Annotated in this window: 21 protein-coding genes; 8 read left to right on the forward strand and 13 right to left on the reverse strand. The window is 38.1% G+C overall.

Annotated features, from left to right (window positions below):
- Positions 1-69: 69 nt before the first annotated feature.
- Positions 70-1587, reverse strand: coding sequence for a carboxypeptidase M32 (locus AC2TF5_RS16060; protein WP_491298096.1), 1518 nt, complete (start codon positions 1585-1587; stop codon positions 70-72).
- Between the two features lie 132 nt (positions 1588-1719).
- Between AC2TF5_RS16060 and AC2TF5_RS16065 the strand changes: the two genes are divergently transcribed.
- The 5 genes from AC2TF5_RS16065 (at position 1720) to AC2TF5_RS16085 (ending at position 4197) form a co-directional block, all read left to right on the forward strand.
- Positions 1720-2049, forward strand: a complete 330-nt coding sequence (locus AC2TF5_RS16065) for an iron-sulfur cluster biosynthesis family protein (RefSeq protein WP_491298097.1) — start codon at positions 1720-1722, stop codon at positions 2047-2049.
- A 50-nt stretch (positions 2050-2099) separates the two neighbouring features.
- Positions 2100-2666 carry a beta-class carbonic anhydrase gene (locus AC2TF5_RS16070; protein WP_491298098.1) on the forward strand — a complete coding sequence of 189 codons (567 nt, stop codon included), beginning with the start codon at positions 2100-2102 and terminating at the stop codon, positions 2664-2666.
- Between the two features lie 178 nt (positions 2667-2844).
- Entirely contained in the window at positions 2845-3402 is a 558-nt protein-coding gene (locus tag AC2TF5_RS16075; protein WP_491298099.1) for a PadR family transcriptional regulator, read from the forward strand.
- Between the two features lie 87 nt (positions 3403-3489).
- Positions 3490-3915, forward strand: coding sequence for a hypothetical protein (locus AC2TF5_RS16080; protein WP_491298100.1), 426 nt, complete (start codon positions 3490-3492; stop codon positions 3913-3915).
- A 3-nt stretch (positions 3916-3918) separates the two neighbouring features.
- Positions 3919-4197, forward strand: a complete 279-nt coding sequence (locus tag AC2TF5_RS16085; protein ID WP_208914281.1) for a YxcD family protein — start codon at positions 3919-3921, stop codon at positions 4195-4197.
- A gap of 297 nt (positions 4198-4494) precedes the next feature.
- Here the strand turns inward: AC2TF5_RS16085 and AC2TF5_RS16090 are convergent, their stop codons facing one another.
- Together AC2TF5_RS16090 and AC2TF5_RS16095 are read right to left on the reverse strand one after the other, a co-directional pair.
- On the reverse strand, positions 4495-5121 hold the full coding sequence (locus tag AC2TF5_RS16090; RefSeq protein ID WP_491298101.1) for an SdpI family protein: 627 nt from the start codon (positions 5119-5121) through the stop codon (positions 4495-4497).
- 2 nt (positions 5122-5123) lie between these two features.
- Positions 5124-5399, reverse strand: a complete 276-nt coding sequence (locus tag AC2TF5_RS16095; protein WP_491298103.1) for an autorepressor SdpR family transcription factor — start codon at positions 5397-5399, stop codon at positions 5124-5126.
- A gap of 260 nt (positions 5400-5659) precedes the next feature.
- Here AC2TF5_RS16095 and AC2TF5_RS16100 point away from each other — a divergent pair, with 260 nt between their 5' ends.
- On the forward strand, positions 5660-6454 hold the full coding sequence (locus tag AC2TF5_RS16100; protein WP_491298104.1) for a lipase family protein: 795 nt from the start codon (positions 5660-5662) through the stop codon (positions 6452-6454).
- A gap of 353 nt (positions 6455-6807) precedes the next feature.
- Positions 6808-7410 (forward strand): CPBP family intramembrane glutamic endopeptidase, encoded by a 603-nt coding sequence (locus AC2TF5_RS16105; RefSeq protein WP_491298105.1) that lies wholly within the window; start codon positions 6808-6810, stop codon positions 7408-7410.
- Positions 7411-7525: 115 nt separating this feature from the next.
- Here AC2TF5_RS16105 and AC2TF5_RS16110 read toward each other — a convergent pair whose 3' ends face one another.
- Positions 7526-7594, reverse strand: coding sequence for a hypothetical protein (locus AC2TF5_RS16110; RefSeq protein WP_491302910.1), 69 nt, complete (start codon positions 7592-7594; stop codon positions 7526-7528).
- 243 nt (positions 7595-7837) lie between these two features.
- Positions 7838-8602, reverse strand: coding sequence for a CPBP family intramembrane glutamic endopeptidase (locus tag AC2TF5_RS16115; RefSeq protein ID WP_491298106.1), 765 nt, complete (start codon positions 8600-8602; stop codon positions 7838-7840).
- A gap of 523 nt (positions 8603-9125) precedes the next feature.
- Here AC2TF5_RS16115 and AC2TF5_RS16120 point away from each other — a divergent pair.
- Entirely contained in the window at positions 9126-9278 is a 153-nt protein-coding gene (locus tag AC2TF5_RS16120) for a putative sulfate exporter family transporter (protein ID WP_491302911.1), read from the forward strand.
- Positions 9279-9363: 85 nt separating this feature from the next.
- Here AC2TF5_RS16120 and AC2TF5_RS16125 read toward each other — a convergent pair whose 3' ends face one another.
- From AC2TF5_RS16125 to AC2TF5_RS16160, 8 genes are all read right to left on the reverse strand, one after another.
- Positions 9364-9546 carry a hypothetical protein gene (locus AC2TF5_RS16125; RefSeq protein WP_491298107.1) on the reverse strand — a complete coding sequence of 61 codons (183 nt, stop codon included), beginning with the start codon at positions 9544-9546 and terminating at the stop codon, positions 9364-9366.
- Between the two features lie 110 nt (positions 9547-9656).
- Positions 9657-10508: a hypothetical protein gene (locus AC2TF5_RS16130; protein WP_491298108.1), complete on the reverse strand. Its 852-nt coding sequence runs from the start codon at positions 10506-10508 to the stop codon at positions 9657-9659.
- Positions 10509-10566: 58 nt separating this feature from the next.
- Complete coding sequence (locus AC2TF5_RS16135) at positions 10567-10731, reverse strand: hypothetical protein (protein WP_491298109.1); 165 nt, start codon at positions 10729-10731, stop codon at positions 10567-10569.
- 502 nt (positions 10732-11233) lie between these two features.
- The gene (locus AC2TF5_RS16140) at positions 11234-11794 is read right to left on the reverse strand and encodes a hypothetical protein (RefSeq protein WP_491298110.1); all 561 of its coding nucleotides are present in this window, start codon (positions 11792-11794) and stop codon (positions 11234-11236) included.
- An 81-nt stretch (positions 11795-11875) separates the two neighbouring features.
- Positions 11876-12505, reverse strand: a complete 630-nt coding sequence (locus AC2TF5_RS16145) for an ATP-binding protein (RefSeq protein WP_491298111.1) — start codon at positions 12503-12505, stop codon at positions 11876-11878.
- Positions 12506-12824: 319 nt separating this feature from the next.
- A complete protein-coding gene (locus AC2TF5_RS16150) occupies positions 12825-14756 on the reverse strand; it encodes a DUF3732 domain-containing protein (RefSeq protein ID WP_491298112.1) in 1932 nt (643 codons plus the stop codon).
- Entirely contained in the window at positions 14753-15262 is a 510-nt protein-coding gene (locus AC2TF5_RS16155; protein ID WP_491298114.1) for a three component ABC system middle component, read from the reverse strand. Before AC2TF5_RS16155 ends, AC2TF5_RS16150 begins: the two co-directional genes overlap by 4 nt.
- Positions 15244-16455 carry a hypothetical protein gene (locus AC2TF5_RS16160; protein WP_491298115.1) on the reverse strand — a complete coding sequence of 404 codons (1212 nt, stop codon included), beginning with the start codon at positions 16453-16455 and terminating at the stop codon, positions 15244-15246. Before AC2TF5_RS16160 ends, AC2TF5_RS16155 begins: the two co-directional genes overlap by 19 nt.
- Positions 16456-16724: the final 269 nt, after the last annotated feature.

Here is a 16724-nt window from a genome sequence, read left to right on the forward strand (position 1 = left end):
ACCCTAAAACACAAAAAACAGCCGCCCCGGTCAACGGAGCAGCTGCAGATGTCTAATATTTTTTAAAATTTAAAGCTTGTAAATCTCTTTATATTTCGTTTCCAGGTAGTCTGCCAAGTAATCCGGATTCAGCTCTTCACCGGTCACGCGGAGAATGATCTCGGCTGGAGTCTCACTCTTTCCGTACTTGTGAATTTTCTCGGTCAGCCATTCCTTAATTGGGGCAAGTTTCCCTTCTTCAATTAAGCTGTCCAATTCAGGAAGTTCTTTGCGCATCGTGTGCATAAATTGGGCGGCGTACATGTTTCCGAGAGAGTAAGATGCAAAATATCCAAAATCTCCACCGGACCAGTGTACATCCTGGAGTACACCCATGCCATCATTCGGAGGCATAATACCCAAGTATTCTTTATATTTCGAATTCCACACTTCAGGTAGATCCTTCACGGAAAGACCTTCATTAAACAACATTTTCTCGATTTCATAACGGATGATAATGTGCAAATTGTACGTCAGTTCATCTGCTTCGATCCGAATGAGGGAATTTTCAACCTTGTTAATTGCAAGATAGAATTGTTCCGCATCCACGTTGCTGAATTGTTCCGGAAAATGCTGCTGAAGATCGCCGAAGTAGCGATGCCAGAACGGACGGCTGCGGCCGATCATATTTTCCCAAAGACGGGATTGGGACTCATGAATCCCCATAGACGTACCCATCGCCAGCGGTGTACCTACGAGTTCCTTATCGATATTTTGCTCATACAGGGCATGACCGCCCTCATGCAAGGAACTGAATACCGCACTGGTCACATCATCCTGAAGATAATTCGTTGTAATCCGTACATCCCCGACATTCAAGCCCGTGCAAAATGGGTGTACACTCTCGTCCAGACGCCCCGCCTCAAAGTCATAGCCCATCTGCTCCAAAATAAACAGGCCGAACTTTTCCTGCTGCTCTTTAGAATACAACTGATCCAAAAATCCGGTATCTGGCTTATTGGAAGAATCCAGAATGGATTTCACGAGTGGCACCAGCCGAGCACGCAGGCGGTCAAAAACTTCATCCAACTTTTCGACTGTCAGATCCGGCTCATACATATCAAGAAGCGTGTCGTAACGGGTATTTTTCACGCCCCAGTAGTCGATAAATTCCTGCTTGAACGCTACGATTTTGGTTAGAAAAGGTTCGAAGCCGGCAAAGTCGCTGTTCTCCTTCGCATCCTCCCATTTGGATTCGGAATGAGCGGCCAAGACGGTGTACTCTTTGAACTTATCTGCCGGAATCGATTTACTCCGGTCATATTCTTTCCGGCATTCCTCGACCATACGGCGGCTTCTTTCATCAAGCTGCTGCTCTATTTCCGGCTTTGCAAAAAAGTCCAGCAGTTCACTCATTTCTGTAGAGGTCTGAAGTTTAAATGCCTCAGTCGAGAGCATACCAATCGTCTCGGAACGAGCCTCTACGCCTTTACGAGGAGCCCCAGTACGGAGGTCCCAATGCAATAAGCCAACGGCTTCGTAATAACTGGTTATTTTTCGAATCAATTGTTGAAACTGTTCCCAGCGTTCTTTAAATTGAGTATCCATTTAGTAAGCCCTCCTGCTTTCATTTATGTATTATAATTCCTACTATTGATGATACTTTTTACAAGGTTTATAATCAACTTTTAAGAAGTAGAGAATATAAATTTTTACACATTAAAGGAGTGTCTAGAAGCCATGATGATTCAACTGACCCCAGATGCGGAAAGGAAACTGAAGGAGAAGATCGGCAGTAAGCCGGGCAGAGTCAGGCTCATATATGACACTGAGGGATGCGGCTGTGCCGTCAACGGAATACCAGGATTACATATTTTCAACGAACCTGACTCTGAGGATGTCACGGTCTCGGCCGGGGACTCAGTCGCATTTGTAATCAACCGCCGACAAGAAGTCTTTTTCGAAGATGCAATGACTTTAGATGTTTTCTCGGGTCTTAGCACTTTCCGACTGGACAGCAATAATCAAACGTACGGCACGAACATTCAACTGGTGGATACCAGACAATAATTTTAAGCAATTATCCAGCCACGCATCCGAATATTGGGAGGAACCTTTTCATGTCAACACATCTTAGCAGCATTATGGAACACAACCGGACTTTTGTTGAAAATAAAGAATATGAAGCTTACCGCACAAGTAAGTTCCCGGATAAAAAAATTATAATTATTACCTGTATGGATACACGTCTGGTGGAATTGCTGCCTAAAGCGATGAATTTCAAAAATGGTGACGTCAAAGTGATTAAAAACGCCGGTGGAATCATATCACAACCGTTTGGATCTGTTATGCGGAGTGTTCTCGTTGCGCTTTATGAGCTAAATGCCGATGAAGTGATCGTAGTTGGCCATCACGAGTGTGGTATGGCTGCCCTGAACGCGGATCATATGATCCAATCGATGATTGAACGGGGTGTTTCGGAAGAAGTCATGTCAACACTCGAGAATTCCGGAATCAAATTGACCAAATGGCTGCGCGGATTCGATAACGTTACTGCCGCCGTTGAGCATACAGTGAATATCATTAAAAAACATCCTCTACTTCCGCCTAAGATCCCTGTACATGGAATGGTCATTGACCCGACAACCGGAGCTTTGGATCTCGTTGTTGACGGGTATGATAAATAAAAATTATAGTTTCACAAAAGCACGGGCTCATATCAGCCTGTGCTTTTGTGTGTAGTTCATTTTCGTTCAGGTTGTCAAACCATACAGTTTCAGTGTACACTTTGAACAAACGGACCTGACCCGGGATGTAATCTAATTCCAGGTGTTCCACGATTAAGTTTCAAAGGGAGTTTTGCACATGAACACGTTGTCTTACGGCCTGCTAGGTCTGCTCGCCCGAAGAGAATCGTCCGGTTATGAGCTGATGCTCCGCATTCAGCCATTTTGGCAAGCGAAGCACAGTCAGATTTATCCACTTCTTGCCGGTATGGAGGAAAAACATCTTCTCAGCTCACGTTGGGTTCAGCAAAGCGACAAACCCGACAAGAAAATTTACGCTATCACAGAATTAGGTATGCAGAAACTGCGAGAATGGATGTACATGCCCATTGCGCCTTCTGTAACGAAAGACGAACTGTCACTACGCACATTTAGTCTTTGGTTAAGCGATATTGGTATTGCGTTCGACATTTATGAGGAGCGCCGAAAGATCTACTTGGACAAAAAGCAATTTTTTGAAGGTATTTTACAGGGGATTCCTAAGGATCTATGTCATTTCGGCAACAAGGAATTCAGCAATTACATCCTCGCTTCCAAAGGCTTGATGATGGCCGAGACGGAATTGAAGTGGTGTGACTGGGTTCTTGATCTTTTGAAGCAACACCGTATGCAGACTACTTCTGTTCATAAGCAATAATTTTTTGAAACCTTATCGTGTACTTGTCCGTACTACACTCATCAAGACACAAATATTTAATTTTACTGGGAGGTTCAACAGAACACAATGAAAAAAGTACTTGCTATTTTTGTAGCTCTCACCATGTTTCTGGTCGTGATTGCCCCTACTTCCGTTGATGCTAGAAGAGGCGGCGGTGGCTTCAGCTCCGGAAAGAAATCGTACTCCACTACTCCTAAAAAATCGGACAATGTTCAGAAATCCTCTAATAAGTCCAACACAGCCGGCACTCCGGGCGCAACTCAAAATCGTGGATTTTTCAGCGGTGGTAGCTTGATGAAAGGTCTGATGATCGGTGGTCTTGCTGGCATGCTGTTCGGCGGAATGTTTGGCGGAATGGGTATGCTGGGCAACATCCTGGGTCTTGCCATTAACCTGATTGCTGTTTGGGTTCTTATTATGGTAGTTATGGCTGTAGTTCGTTCCGTTCAAAACCGTCGTCGTCAGAACGATCGCCGGGATAATCGGTATTAATCTATGATTCTGAGTATGGATGAAATCATCAATGCAGTTTGCCTTCATCAGGCAGAACGCAAAGGTGTGAAACCTACCGATGTTACTGTTGAACTGAGCTGGGATGAAGATACTGGCTTTACCGCCGAAGTTTGGGTGAACAGTCGAAGTCAATATTTGATCGAATCCAATCTGATCGAAGCAATTCTGCGTTACCTGTATTCCGAATATAACATTCGGACCTATAGTGATCGGGTGAAACTCGATCTGGAAGACGAAATTATTGCGATTGTGGAACAATAATCCGTCAAATATTTAGAAAAGCCGCTTTCGAACGACGAAAGTGGCTTTTCTTTTTATATCTCGTTTTATTTCGGACTCACACCAAGTCATGTTTAATGTATAGTTCGCAAGAGCTTCGTTTACAATTTCAATTATTTTCCATTAAAATTCTTTACAACTTCTGATGAAGGATGGCCTATGGTCGTTCACATTAATTTAAATATTTAATTAAATTTTTAAATTATGTTCAGGCCCTAATTACTCGTGTGGGTTTCAAAAGTAATTAGGGCCGGTTTCTAAGGTGAGTAAAGTTAAGGTCTAAGCTCGTTTCACGTAATAAAAGAAGAACCCTCCTGCTACGATTAAGATCGTAGCTAGCAACAGAGTAATGAATACTGGAAGTAAAGCTGCGCTTGGTACTAAAACACCCAATAAAATAATTATGCCGCCAACTACAAATGCACGTGACATGAAAGTTCTAGTTTTTCTCCATGCCTGTTCATTAGAAGAAAACGTGACAACATTTCCTTTTCTTGCAGCAGCATTATCACTGATCTGTGGAAGATAATTACCGGTTGCCAGAAACACAATTCCCGTAACTAAAGGACCGATTATAACCTCGTTGATATTATAATCCATTCCATACATAAGAATTAATATATGGACCACCAGCAAAACCAGTAAAGTGGCATTCAATATCCCTAACAAAGGCCCTTCAATTCTTGCCTGCGTTGCGTTCTTTTTAGTGACATTTCTAACTAGGATCATAACAAGATATACAACGATCATAACTATTGGCATAATCCAAGCTACGATGGCCTTCGATGTTGTCACCGGATTGTACTTCGAATTTGTTGCAATCTCATCAGGTAACTGCGGGAAAAACCATAAGCTCGCTGCAATAGAAGCTACAATTAAAATCAGCGATACAATTATTTTCTTCAAGTCTATTCCTCCCCTTTTTCATTATTGAACTGTAGGAGCCATTTCATTAACTCTTGGAACATCGTTAAGTTAAGTGAATAATAGATGTGTTGTCCTTTCCGTTCATCCCATACCAATCCAGATTGTTTTAGCAATCCTAAATGATGTGAAATTGCGGGTTTGCTCATCTCAAATTGTTCGGAGATCTCCCCGGCGGTCAAATCTCTCTCTTTCAATAAATCAAGAATTTTCCGTCGGGTGGGATCGGACAATGCCTTGAATGTTTCGTTAAATAACATATCAACCTCTTCCTCACGGATCGGATTTTAAACGATTAAATAATTAAATAATTAAATAATCACTTAATAATCAATATCTATCATGTATTTATACAAAAGTCAAGATATTTTCCCTGACTTTTGTGTCTGGATTTATTCGGAACATCTTTTATTACATCCTTGCATAGTATCATGTTCCGTAATCACATTGATAAACGCTCTCGCACAATATAGGAATCTCTCCTTCATCCCACTAATATAGTGTAGGAGAGAAGGGCGGGATGAACGTGGGTACAAATAATAATCAAGAGCAATGGGGTATCTTCCTAGCTGCTATCTGTGGACAGACCTATGCACAATTTACAAATACGGATGGTTCGTTCGTCGTTCCATCGAATTATTGGGTCAGTGATACTATTGAAGCGAAATCCATCAGCAACGTATGGGAACGCTTCGGGTTTATTCTGGAATCTGAGAAAGAGATTATTATTGCCTTTCGGGGAACCAGCTCGACGACCAATTGGATATCTAACATCATCGCCTCACAAAAGAGATTCAAATATATTAAGGAAGACTGTCTTACACATCGCGGCTTCACAGGCATCTATTCTTCAGCTCGCAGTGGGATTACCTCCACCCTCTCTAGGTTGTCTCCCACCAAGACATTATTCATTACAGGTCACAGCCTCGGTGGAGCACTCGCGACATTATGTGCTATTGATGTTGCGGCCAACACCACTTACATCTCACCCAACCTATTTACATATGGATCCCCCCGTGTAGGCGATCCGGCCTTTGCGAAAGCTTTTACACAGTATGTTCGAAACAGCTACCGCGTTGCCAATCCCTTTGATGTCGTAACACATGCTCCACCAACCATCTACAAGCTGCCGAAGCGGGAAAAAAAGTACTATTACAGTCATGTCCAGACCCTCTCATCGCTGTCTTTCCAGAATGGATCCGTTAGCGCCAATCACCTTATCGGAAAGTATTTCTCAGAGCTCTCCAAGCTCCAACCGCAATTTACCCAACTGTTATGTTCAACGAACCCTGGATTCTGTCCAGTCGATGAATAGAAATCATAAAAGTAATGTCGAAAGCACTCCATAAGTTATGCTACTCCTTCCATTTCTCTCAATCAATTTCCTTCCTTTTTCGTTATGTAAAGTTGAGAGGTTACTATCACGTTACCTACTTCATTTAGTAAGAGGCAATTCAATTTGTAACATTCATTCAAAAACACGGGACTCAACGGTTCCGTGTTTTTGAATTATTTTTAACTAAAAGTTAAAATTTGATCTCTTATATATTTCAAAGGAAATAAATATTATAATTGGATAGTTATTACTCAAATCCGCAAGCTAATAAGAAGAAAAAAGCCTAAGTAAAAAATATTTAACTTTAATATACAATGGGGGCATTTACTTTGATGAAATTCTTAAAGTTCATTTCTATATTTTTGATTTTATATTTATTTTTGCGAATACCAGATTTTATTGAGCCATTACAGAAATGGCAACATCAAGTTTTGGGGTGGAATTACGTTGGGGTATCTGCAAATTATATTCTATTCTTTATTTTCTGCTTCTACAAACGTAAACCAATAGCCTATTTCGGAGTCAAATTAGGGAAATGGATGGATCATAAAATATGGTATATATCACTCTTGCTATTAATATTAATTTTCACGAGGTCATATGATTTGATTTCTAGTGGGTCTATTTCATTTGTGTTACCAGCCTTAACCACAATTATTTTCCAGTTACTTTTTGTTTCTATTGGGGAAGAATTATTTTGGAGAGGCATGATTCAAACTGAGTTTGGATTTTGGATCTCGGCTATTGGATTTGGCTTCCTGCATTTCATTGCTGGTTTTGATATTTCAATTTCATATGCAGTCGAAATTGGAGTATTCACTTTCATTTTGGGCATGCTCTTAGGTTGGGTGAGAAAAAAAACAGATTCTGTTATTGCTACTGCGGCAATTCATGGTATATATGGATTAGTTAATGCTATTGTTGTAGTCCATTGAGAGATTGGTGTGTAGCCTATAATATCACATTGCTTTCAAACTGCCTTCCATCTTCTAACCTCTTATCTCCATTAGCCAACCGATACTCCAAGAATTCGTCCCCGAGATTTCGGTGTCAATGCCCTAGTACTTCATATCGCAGTCCTGTCTGTTCATGAGCGTTTTCAGCTACCCATATGGTAATAGGTACACCTTACATTTTCATCACTCATAACATTTTTTGCATCTATTCAAACTTGCTTCTTCGCCTGACTTTTCGTGCAGCCTCCAGAAACATTATGCGCCTGGATACGAATTTTGTCATTCTCCGGCAAGCCTTCTTCCGCGTTTATTTGTATGTAAAAAACCTCCACTTGGAGGTTCAATGAAATTGCTGGGTGGAGCAAATTATATTTTCCCACTAATGGTTTGATTCATTGTAGTTTGATCAAGCACTTATTTGGATATTCATCTTTTTCCTACGCAATAAAACGAAAATCAGATAGCTTCCATACACCAAATATATAATATTTAATATCGAAACAACCAACACCTCTTTGTCTTCAATATTACTGCTTGTCATTTGAGCAAGCGCATCAAACATAAAATGAAATGCGATCAAAGGAATAATATTGTTTGTCGTTTCTATAAGCAAGGCAAGAATAAGACCGATTAGAAAAGCATTGATAATTTGCAGAAAGATATGTATGAAATCACTTCCGTTCAGCGCATTTGCCATATGTAGAATACCAAAGAATATAGAAGAAAAGACGATATAAAACACTGGTCCTTTGGGCTGCAGTCTTTCTCTGATGATCCCTCTGAATATCGTTTCCTCTGTATACCCAACTAGTAAAGAAAAAATAAGAATAAGTATAATTTTAGTTGTAGTAAGCTCTAAGTTGAACCCTCCCATTATTGGCTGAACAACCGCTATAACAAGCAATGGAATATAATAGAGCGTTACCTTCTCTTTGCGGATATCTAGCTTTCTGAAACCAAATATTTCAAAAGAGCGGTCCCTTTTTGTCATGTACACAGTAACAATCACTGCCATTATGAAAAATGCACACGCTTGGGCAAGCATGATGCCTGTGTCCTCAAACCCCATTATCGTTACGACTGCGGATGCCACTGCAACCAATAAGGTTAGTACAATCCCGAGCATAAATGAAAATAAAATTGGATGACCTTTGACTACTTTTTCTTTCATCGATTTCTCTCCTCTTATATCGTTCATAGTTTGTTCACTTACACGTATTGTACTATAAAATGGAAAAATGTGACACTAACAAATATTTTAATCTCCAACAACAAAAAAACTCCTGCTAATTCTAATAGCAGAAGTTTCTAAAATAATTGATTCACGCGAACATCCCATCAATGACAGGTGTTATAGAGGCTCATTCAACCTTATTAGATACGACTTCTTTAGGATTATCATAGTCTATTGAAATAATAGGAGGATATAATATGGTTACATTTAACGGATGTATACGCTCAGAATCAATCAAATGATCCGATCCAATGCCCGATCAACGGAAACAGCAGGGGATTATGTTACCATTGTCAAAAGAATGACGTTAATTATTCCAGTTACTTTCTGTCTTGCTATGTTCTTTGCCAGAAAGAAAAGTAACAGCAACAGATGGAAAGGCAGAGCAGAAACCTATAATGCGCTTAATGTTCTCCCGTGGTTTATCGTGTGATTCTTAATAGCCTCTCTATTAAACACGATCGGACTATTCGGGGATGGATTCTTAGCCTTCACGGGACATGCATCCAAGTTCATGATTGTGATGGCATTAACGGCGATCGGTCTCAGTGCAAACTTTAGATCTGTGCTAAAAACCGGGGTCCGTCCCATCTTATTTGGACTCATCGATTAGCAACTATGCTTTTTCTATAGAGTGCTTCTGCTGAAATATTTCCTGGTAACCTAACCCACAGATTAAGTCCACCCGTTGGAGACGTTCACTCCCAACCTTCCTTCGCAAGTTCTTCCTCCATAATCTCTTTATGAACCTGAAACGCAATGCGCAGCTTTCCCAAATGCTGCTGTTGACGTGGTGAGGTGTAATAATGTAGAAATGTCTTCTGATTCAGTTGAGGTGTCCCGTTATCTGCCAACGACTTTGCCTTGATCAACTGCTCCATGAATGGATAACGGCAGGCTACACCACAAATGCGTAGTCCGGGAGCAATATATTTGAGCAAGGGAACGACTAGCGTGTCTGGAACTTCCCCTCTCCTAGTGGAAGTTACCTTTACTTAATATTAACTTTTAGAACTCGCTCTAACTGCTTAATTACATTCTCTTGTTGACCATGAATTAAGTCATAAACGTATCCTGTTGAGTAGAATAACGAGAAGCCACATAACAAAACCACTATTATCAACATATGATATGGCTTTGTCGTAAATTTCACAGTGTGACGTATGAAGAATGCTGTAACTCTGTCATTAAACGCACGATTCAAGTTGACTGATAGCATGTGTATTAACAGAATGAAAAGAAGAACGTTAGGCAACAGGCTTAGAATATATCCAACACCTATTATGCCAAACCTAGCCACTCCCTCAACACCCGCTGTACTAATGAAATCTGATAAACTCAGTGTCGATATCAAAGAGGTATTTTGTTTAGACATAACAACAAGTTGAATACAGTCGAAAATCAAAACCCCAATTAGTTGTAATGTCCATAAGCGATTCAGATTGTCATAGCTATTGTTCCTGTATAATTTAACAGCAACGGTCAAAGTACCGACTACTCCAATAACAATCAAACTTGTCATAAAGTTCATTAATTCGGAATGATACTTTACATATAGATAAGATAAAACAACTGCAACAACTGCAATGACACCAAAGATAGAATTATCATCCTCCGATGATGATTTTCGATTGTTTCCAGGACTTCTTCTATTTCCATCAGGGTAGTGAACAACAACTGTTTGTGTTATGTACTGCACACTTTCTCTGACAGTTGTTTGATTGTTAATCCCATCGTTCCGACTCTTTTGAGCCAAAATCAAACCAGAGATTAAACCAATCAGTATATCTTTTATCATGTCTATCCAGTTATGTTCAAGATAGTTCGTAAACCAATCAACCATGAAGCCCCTCCTAATTTTTAAAATGAAGAGTGGGTCTCATATAACCCACCCTTTTAAACTAGTTTTCCTTACGAACACCTTTGAATGAACCACCAGATGTTTTTTGGTCCAAGAACCGTCCAGTTGTAGCATTTCTTTTAACGAAATTTCCGTTTGGTGCTAGGAACTGAGTGCGATTTGTTACAGCACCTTTACGGAAACCGCTGCCTGTATTGTTAGCCATGTTTTTCACCTACCTTTTATTAAAGGATTATAGGAAAAGGACTCCCCTGCCACGGAATCAATCTTTTTTTCTAACCTCTATTTCTCTGTCGACTTATCTTTTTCTTTTTATCAAGATAAGCTTGATGTTCTTCATCAAAAACTTCGAAGCAAATCACTTCGAGACCTAATTGGCTTGCATAAACACGTGTACCGTCTTTTCGAATAATAAACTTACGGCATATCATCATATTTATCATTCCTTTCATAACAAGATGGATTGTCGAGACTTGTCCATCGTAGTATCATGAAATCACCACTAATTTCATAGGCAGGCATGATGGATTCGTTGCTGTGAAATCGTGGGTTCTCGACAGAACCTACGATTTTTTTATTTTGTTCATCATTTCACCTCCTTCGATTTCAAATTTAATTTTGAAATCCGTTTTGATTATAACTCTCTTTTACAGAGAGTTCAATTGTAATTTTGAAATCCATTATTTTAAAAAGGAGGTTTCCCTCCATTAATAAAATAGGCTGCGGTAAATGTATTGTCTACCGCCTTCTTCAAGCAGTACTTCATACCTTTGCAATAGTCGCATTTCATTTAATTTATTAAGTTGCGTACTTGTTAGATTAAGCTTTTTGTCCAAACGATCAGCAATATCACGTGCGGTCACTTCCCCAACCTCATGTGCGATTTCAAGAATTTCTCTAAGTGAATCACCGATACTTCCAATAATGGCTATATCATTTTCTTGCTTGCCAACCACAGTTACGTTCTCTTCTTTAAGAGTTAAGTCAATGTTATAGATATGGTCGTGTTCTTTGTTTAGATTCATTAATACCAAATACTTGTCATCTGTTTTGTAATGCTTAATGAATTCTTGTATAGGTTTTACAATAATCTCATCTGCCCCAGAACCGTTTATCCCCTCAACTTGATTCATATCATAATAAAAAACGGTTCCAGCAGGAGCGCTATTCATCTGGTCCATCAATCTTTCCCTAATCGGAATTAACTTAGGTCTGTAAAGTAGATTTACTGTCTCCTGCCCTTCACTTAGTAAATTTAAATACACCATAATTATCCACCATTCCGTTCGACTTCAAATTCATAATTGAAATCTTTATAATTCTATTATAACAATTTTAGTGAAGTCAAGTCAAGCGTTTACTACGATATAGTAGTACGTACCATTAAAATAATTCCCACTATGAATGGGCTCCACTTTATCACTAAAAACCTGATATGCCTTTTTATGAGTTCTCAAATAGAACTTTGCATTGTTCAACATTAAAGCAACATTCCTTACATCAGGTAAGCCTTTGCCTCTGCCTTGATGACCACGTGAAGATGCTGTTGTAAAGATAGCTTGCCTTACTACATCATCATCATCTTCTGAATCTATATGAGGTTCTAAACTCTCTACAATGCCTATTCCACTATCACAGATAGCAATACCCATTTTTCCTTTGCTATATGATTGTACACAATAATAACAGGAAATCTCGTCTCCATCCTTGCCATGCTCAACCGAATTTAGCCCTAATTCAGTCACGATACGACTAATACGTGAAACTTGATTTTGAGCTATTCCTTTATTTCTCAAAATCCGCTTTAGAGAGCTATCGAATTTCTCAACATCAGTGTCAGAACTGCACAAGGTGATTTCGTTTAAAGAATCTTCTTTGTTATTACGCTTCCTACCATATAAGAATCCCATGTTCAATTCATTTTCAAATGTTGAACGCACATCATCAGGACATAATTGAAAAAAGTTCATTCGCTCCATATAGCTAACAACATTCGTTTCCTCAATTCTAGGAACGTGAGGAACTATCGTATCCAAATAGAAATATTTGTCTAGGAAACGTAAGGTTGATAGTAATGTCGTGCAACCCAATGGTGACACATAATTGAGCTGCGATAAATCAACTGTAATCCTATTTCTCATTTTCGATAGATGGTAACTTTGAGCGCATAAGTTTAGCCAATTGTGTATTTGATGGATATCTCCTAACTTCTCAGAAGCTTGTAGCAATTTATCATACCTTTCTAGCCTAAATTGCTTGTCCGATAAGCAATTGCACCATGTGAGATTATGTGAGACTTTAAATAAATTTATTATTATTCCCTCGCCAATTCTTACGCAAAAATTTTCTAAACTCATACCCTTCAATATCTAGCTCACCAACATGGTCAGTTACTATGACCTGTGGTCTAAACTGGGTCTTCTCTTCTATCATTTCGATTTCTTCCAAGATTGTTTTATAAATTTGTTCGACCTTTTGGAAATCATTCGATTTTTCCTCTACGTCTATAATTATCTTCTCAGGGAAATAAACCTGGCTTGGTTGGTCTAAGAACAGTATTGGTGGGATTGCTGACTTGTCTTGTATCGCAAAAAAATGTAAAAAACCAAGAAACAAACTCACATGGCACGCAAGCCAGTTCGCTCCACTTCCCATTTCACTGAGGTATACCCTCGACTTACTTTCTTTATCATGGTGAAATAAATCAAACGATTTCAAAAGAAAATTCATATCAGCTGGTCTAAACTCTTCTTCAAAATCAAGTTTTTCAATAACTCTGCTTATGTTTGTTTTAAAAAATGTTTCTGCTTGGGAATAAAAAGAATGTAGATTATAACCATCAATCAGCTTGTTAAGTTCATTTATTCTTATTTCATCGGCATTAACATTTTCACGCAAATTTACGAGCTGTTCCTCGATTTTCTTACATTCAATTTCTATTTCTGCTCTTGCATAAATCACTTCTTCATCCAGCTTCTTTGTTTTCTTCCATCGTTCAGTTATCGATTCTATTTTACTTATTTCACTACCAAGCCTTCTAATTTCACTGCTTAGTTTTTCTTTCTCCATGCTTAGATTATGAATTTGCAAATGAAACTCATTTCCTTGACCTTTTACACTGGATAATTCATCTTTAAGCCATTTCTTAGAATCATTCAAGGTAATAATTTTCTCTGATAGAACCTCAACGCCTTGTCCACATACTGGACAATCATAACTTGCATTATGATTTAGGGAATGGTTTAGTATTGCTTTCAGAGACTTTAAGTTAGATGAGTAATTCTGTCCATAGCCATGACTAAGTTCTAAATTACTAATACTCATTTCAATATCGTATCTATTTTGTTTCAGCTCTTCACGCTGTTTTTTTAAGTTCTTATATCTGTGTTCCATCTCTTCTGATAAATAGCTCTCCCTAGTAAAGTCGGGAAGGTTCTTTCTTAAACTTAGCAGTTTATGTAGTGATATATTATCATCTAGCGTCCTGCCAACTAACATATAATAACGTTTGAACGTATCCAGCAAATCCCTTTTAATTTTATCAGTCGACTTACTAAATGACTGTTGTAATTTTTCAGTTCTTTTCTGTTGTTTTAAAAGTTCATCTAATTCTAATCTATAATTATAGTATTGTTGGTCCACCCATCCTGCAAAGACTGGGAACTGCTTAATCGTCTGCTCACGTTTTTGGGAATCTTCAAAACGATAGAATAAAGTAAATTTACTCGCAACTAAGTTTTGGTGTTGAAACATATACGAAGTCATATTTCTGACAGATGGTCTTGGTTCATTCTTAAAAGCATCTACGGTTTCAGTTGATTTTGTAACTGCAATACCAAATTCTTTCCCTAATTCAATTTTTGCTTGGTCTAAACTCATCACATTTTCTTCTGTAAATATTTCCATTGATAACTCTTTCGGTACGATATCCACGGAAGTTCGATACAAGTGCATTTGTTTTCTACCATCATCATCAAATCGTTTTCGTGCTACAACCAAATGGTACGTTGGGAATTTTAGAATAAGCGCAAATATGTAACCAAACTTTGTCACTTCACCTTTTGGAATCGTTGATTTTGAGCTACCAAGACAGTAATCAATGATTTCAAGTAATGCGCTTTTACCACTTTTAGATTCACCAGTTATTACGTTCAATCCATCAGTCAAATCAACATGCCGTTTTTCGCCTTCTATATTGAATGCCAATATTGATTTAATGTATAAATTCATAAAAGCGTTACCCCCAACAATCGATATACATTCGAAATTTCCATTCTTGAGCATAGTAAACCCAGATAGTGCGCAGCTCTAATAAAGTCCTTTACATTTTTATTTAGAATATCTTTATAATCGATGTTATGTGTAATTTGGATACCTTCCGCACTTAATGAGATTCTTCTTTCATTCACAGCAATTATGAAAGATTGATTAGTCAATTCTTGAAAATACAAAACCCTATCTTGAAGTCCACCTAATGCAGCTGTTCTTTCCACATCATCGACAAATAAACTTCGTAAGGAACTTCTACTCTGTGCTGATATTAATAATTTACGAGATGGTCGATAATATATTATTGGTAAAACGATATATATGAGATTAAAGGGAACAGCTGGTTTATCATACCCCGCAATAAAACTATGAATGATTCTACTCATGAAAAATGGATTTAGAGTAATGTTCTGAATATGGTCGACATATTCATATTCCTCATCTACTTTTACCTTGTGACGTTCCATGAAAAGCCCCTCTCCTCGACCACTTTGTGAATAATTCCTCTTTGAAAGTATGGTCTATTAGGTTTAACAGAGTGGTAATCAGTTGCTGGCATCTCCATAGCTTTATCATATAACCTTTTTGACTTATAGATAATGTCATCCAAATCCATCTCATCACATTCATCTTGGAACGATGACTTGAACTCAATTAATGAATCTTTAATGTCTCTCTGAAATTCGCCTAAGTCTAGGTTAAATGTAGGATTATTCATGCATGAATAAAATATTGCCTCTTGCGCCCTCCAATAATTGGCGATGGCAGTCGGAATCTTTCCATCATATTTAATGTCCTTGATTTCCTGTACAAATTTCCTATCCTTAAACGTTTCTGTATCTTGTGGACCATCGGGTGTATTGGGTGGTAATTGTAAACCACCTGATGTATTTGTATATCTATTCCTCATCTCACATGCAAGCGATTCAAAGTCCTCGCATGTAATTTCCCATTTATGAGGTTTATTAACCGGGAGGGTCAGTATATAACCCATTAGACTATTAATAAAATGCTTCCTGTCATTTCTCTTAATGCTTTTAAAAAAGCCATTTTTCAAGATTTTTTTCTCGATATCTACTACATTTGTCTGATTTGTATAAAGTTCCGTTTTTTCTAAGATACACAGAATAATCTCTACGTCCTGTTTGAAAATTTTATCAAAGACTGGACGAAATCCTTTTTCTGCTTTTTTATTTTCAAGACCAATATACAACAATATACATAGTCTCTCATGAGCTTTAAGAGAATTCCATGCATATAGCTTATTCTGTTCATCAATAGTAGAGGTGGTATATAAAATTAGCTTCTTAAAATTTCTCATATTTTGGTGATATGCCACCCAGTTCTGTAACGTTTTCCAAAAATCGATATTACGGTCATTTAGTGTATGCTCATTTTCATGATGCTTAACCTCAATGTTCTTGGAATTATTATTAGAGACAACTGAAATATCTCCATATTTTTCAACAAGAATTGTTTCGTTTTCTTCTAGTTCGAGGCAATGGGAAAGAACAACATAGTAATGATATATATCACCTAGTTTGGTTTTCGTGTCATCATTTTTTTGATTGACCATTTTAGTAGTCGCCAATAAGTCCACGTCCTTTGCACTAGAAGTTATAGTCCAATAGTTCGACATAGAACGGTTAATTTCCTGCATTTACTTATTAACCCTACATGTTACTTTACATCCAGTTGACATTATGGGCGTTTGTTTGCTTAATGAATCCGAATTAACTACCATAACTGGAAATAGTTCAGTAAGAATATCTAACGTTTTAGAACTATCTCGAAAGTTTAAGGAATACATAAATATTTTCATTCCTTTTGAGCTCAAGCTTTTTGAGATTTTCAGATGGCAACATTATGTAGTGACACCGATGGCAAGCCCTTTAAAGCAACACTTATAATACCCAATAGATAAGAAGA

It is taken from the genome of Paenibacillus sp. JNUCC 34, assembly GCF_058269055.1.

Coding starts and splice junctions, on each gene's coding strand:
- AC2TF5_RS16060 (WP_491298096.1), bottom strand. CDS start 1,587: ATGGATACTCAATTTAAAGAACGCTGGGAACAGTTTCAACAATTGATT.
- AC2TF5_RS16065 (WP_491298097.1), top strand. CDS start 1,720: ATGATGATTCAACTGACCCCAGATGCGGAAAGGAAACTGAAGGAGAAG.
- AC2TF5_RS16070 (WP_491298098.1), top strand. CDS start 2,100: ATGTCAACACATCTTAGCAGCATTATGGAACACAACCGGACTTTTGTT.
- AC2TF5_RS16075 (WP_491298099.1), top strand. CDS start 2,845: ATGAACACGTTGTCTTACGGCCTGCTAGGTCTGCTCGCCCGAAGAGAA.
- AC2TF5_RS16080 (WP_491298100.1), top strand. CDS start 3,490: ATGAAAAAAGTACTTGCTATTTTTGTAGCTCTCACCATGTTTCTGGTC.
- AC2TF5_RS16085 (WP_208914281.1), top strand. CDS start 3,919: ATGATTCTGAGTATGGATGAAATCATCAATGCAGTTTGCCTTCATCAG.
- AC2TF5_RS16095 (WP_491298103.1), bottom strand. CDS start 5,399: ATGTTATTTAACGAAACATTCAAGGCATTGTCCGATCCCACCCGACGG.
- AC2TF5_RS16100 (WP_491298104.1), top strand. CDS start 5,660: ATGAACGTGGGTACAAATAATAATCAAGAGCAATGGGGTATCTTCCTA.
- AC2TF5_RS16105 (WP_491298105.1), top strand. CDS start 6,808: ATGAAATTCTTAAAGTTCATTTCTATATTTTTGATTTTATATTTATTT.
- AC2TF5_RS16115 (WP_491298106.1), bottom strand. CDS start 8,602: ATGAAAGAAAAAGTAGTCAAAGGTCATCCAATTTTATTTTCATTTATG.
- AC2TF5_RS16125 (WP_491298107.1), bottom strand. CDS start 9,546: ATGGAGCAGTTGATCAAGGCAAAGTCGTTGGCAGATAACGGGACACCT.
- AC2TF5_RS16130 (WP_491298108.1), bottom strand. CDS start 10,508: ATGGTTGATTGGTTTACGAACTATCTTGAACATAACTGGATAGACATG.
- AC2TF5_RS16135 (WP_491298109.1), bottom strand. CDS start 10,731: ATGGCTAACAATACAGGCAGCGGTTTCCGTAAAGGTGCTGTAACAAAT.
- AC2TF5_RS16140 (WP_491298110.1), bottom strand. CDS start 11,794: ATGGTGTATTTAAATTTACTAAGTGAAGGGCAGGAGACAGTAAATCTA.
- AC2TF5_RS16145 (WP_491298111.1), bottom strand. CDS start 12,505: ATGGAGCGAATGAACTTTTTTCAATTATGTCCTGATGATGTGCGTTCA.
- AC2TF5_RS16150 (WP_491298112.1), bottom strand. CDS start 14,756: ATGAATTTATACATTAAATCAATATTGGCATTCAATATAGAAGGCGAA.
- AC2TF5_RS16155 (WP_491298114.1), bottom strand. CDS start 15,262: ATGGAACGTCACAAGGTAAAAGTAGATGAGGAATATGAATATGTCGAC.
- AC2TF5_RS16160 (WP_491298115.1), bottom strand. CDS start 16,455: ATGCAGGAAATTAACCGTTCTATGTCGAACTATTGGACTATAACTTCT.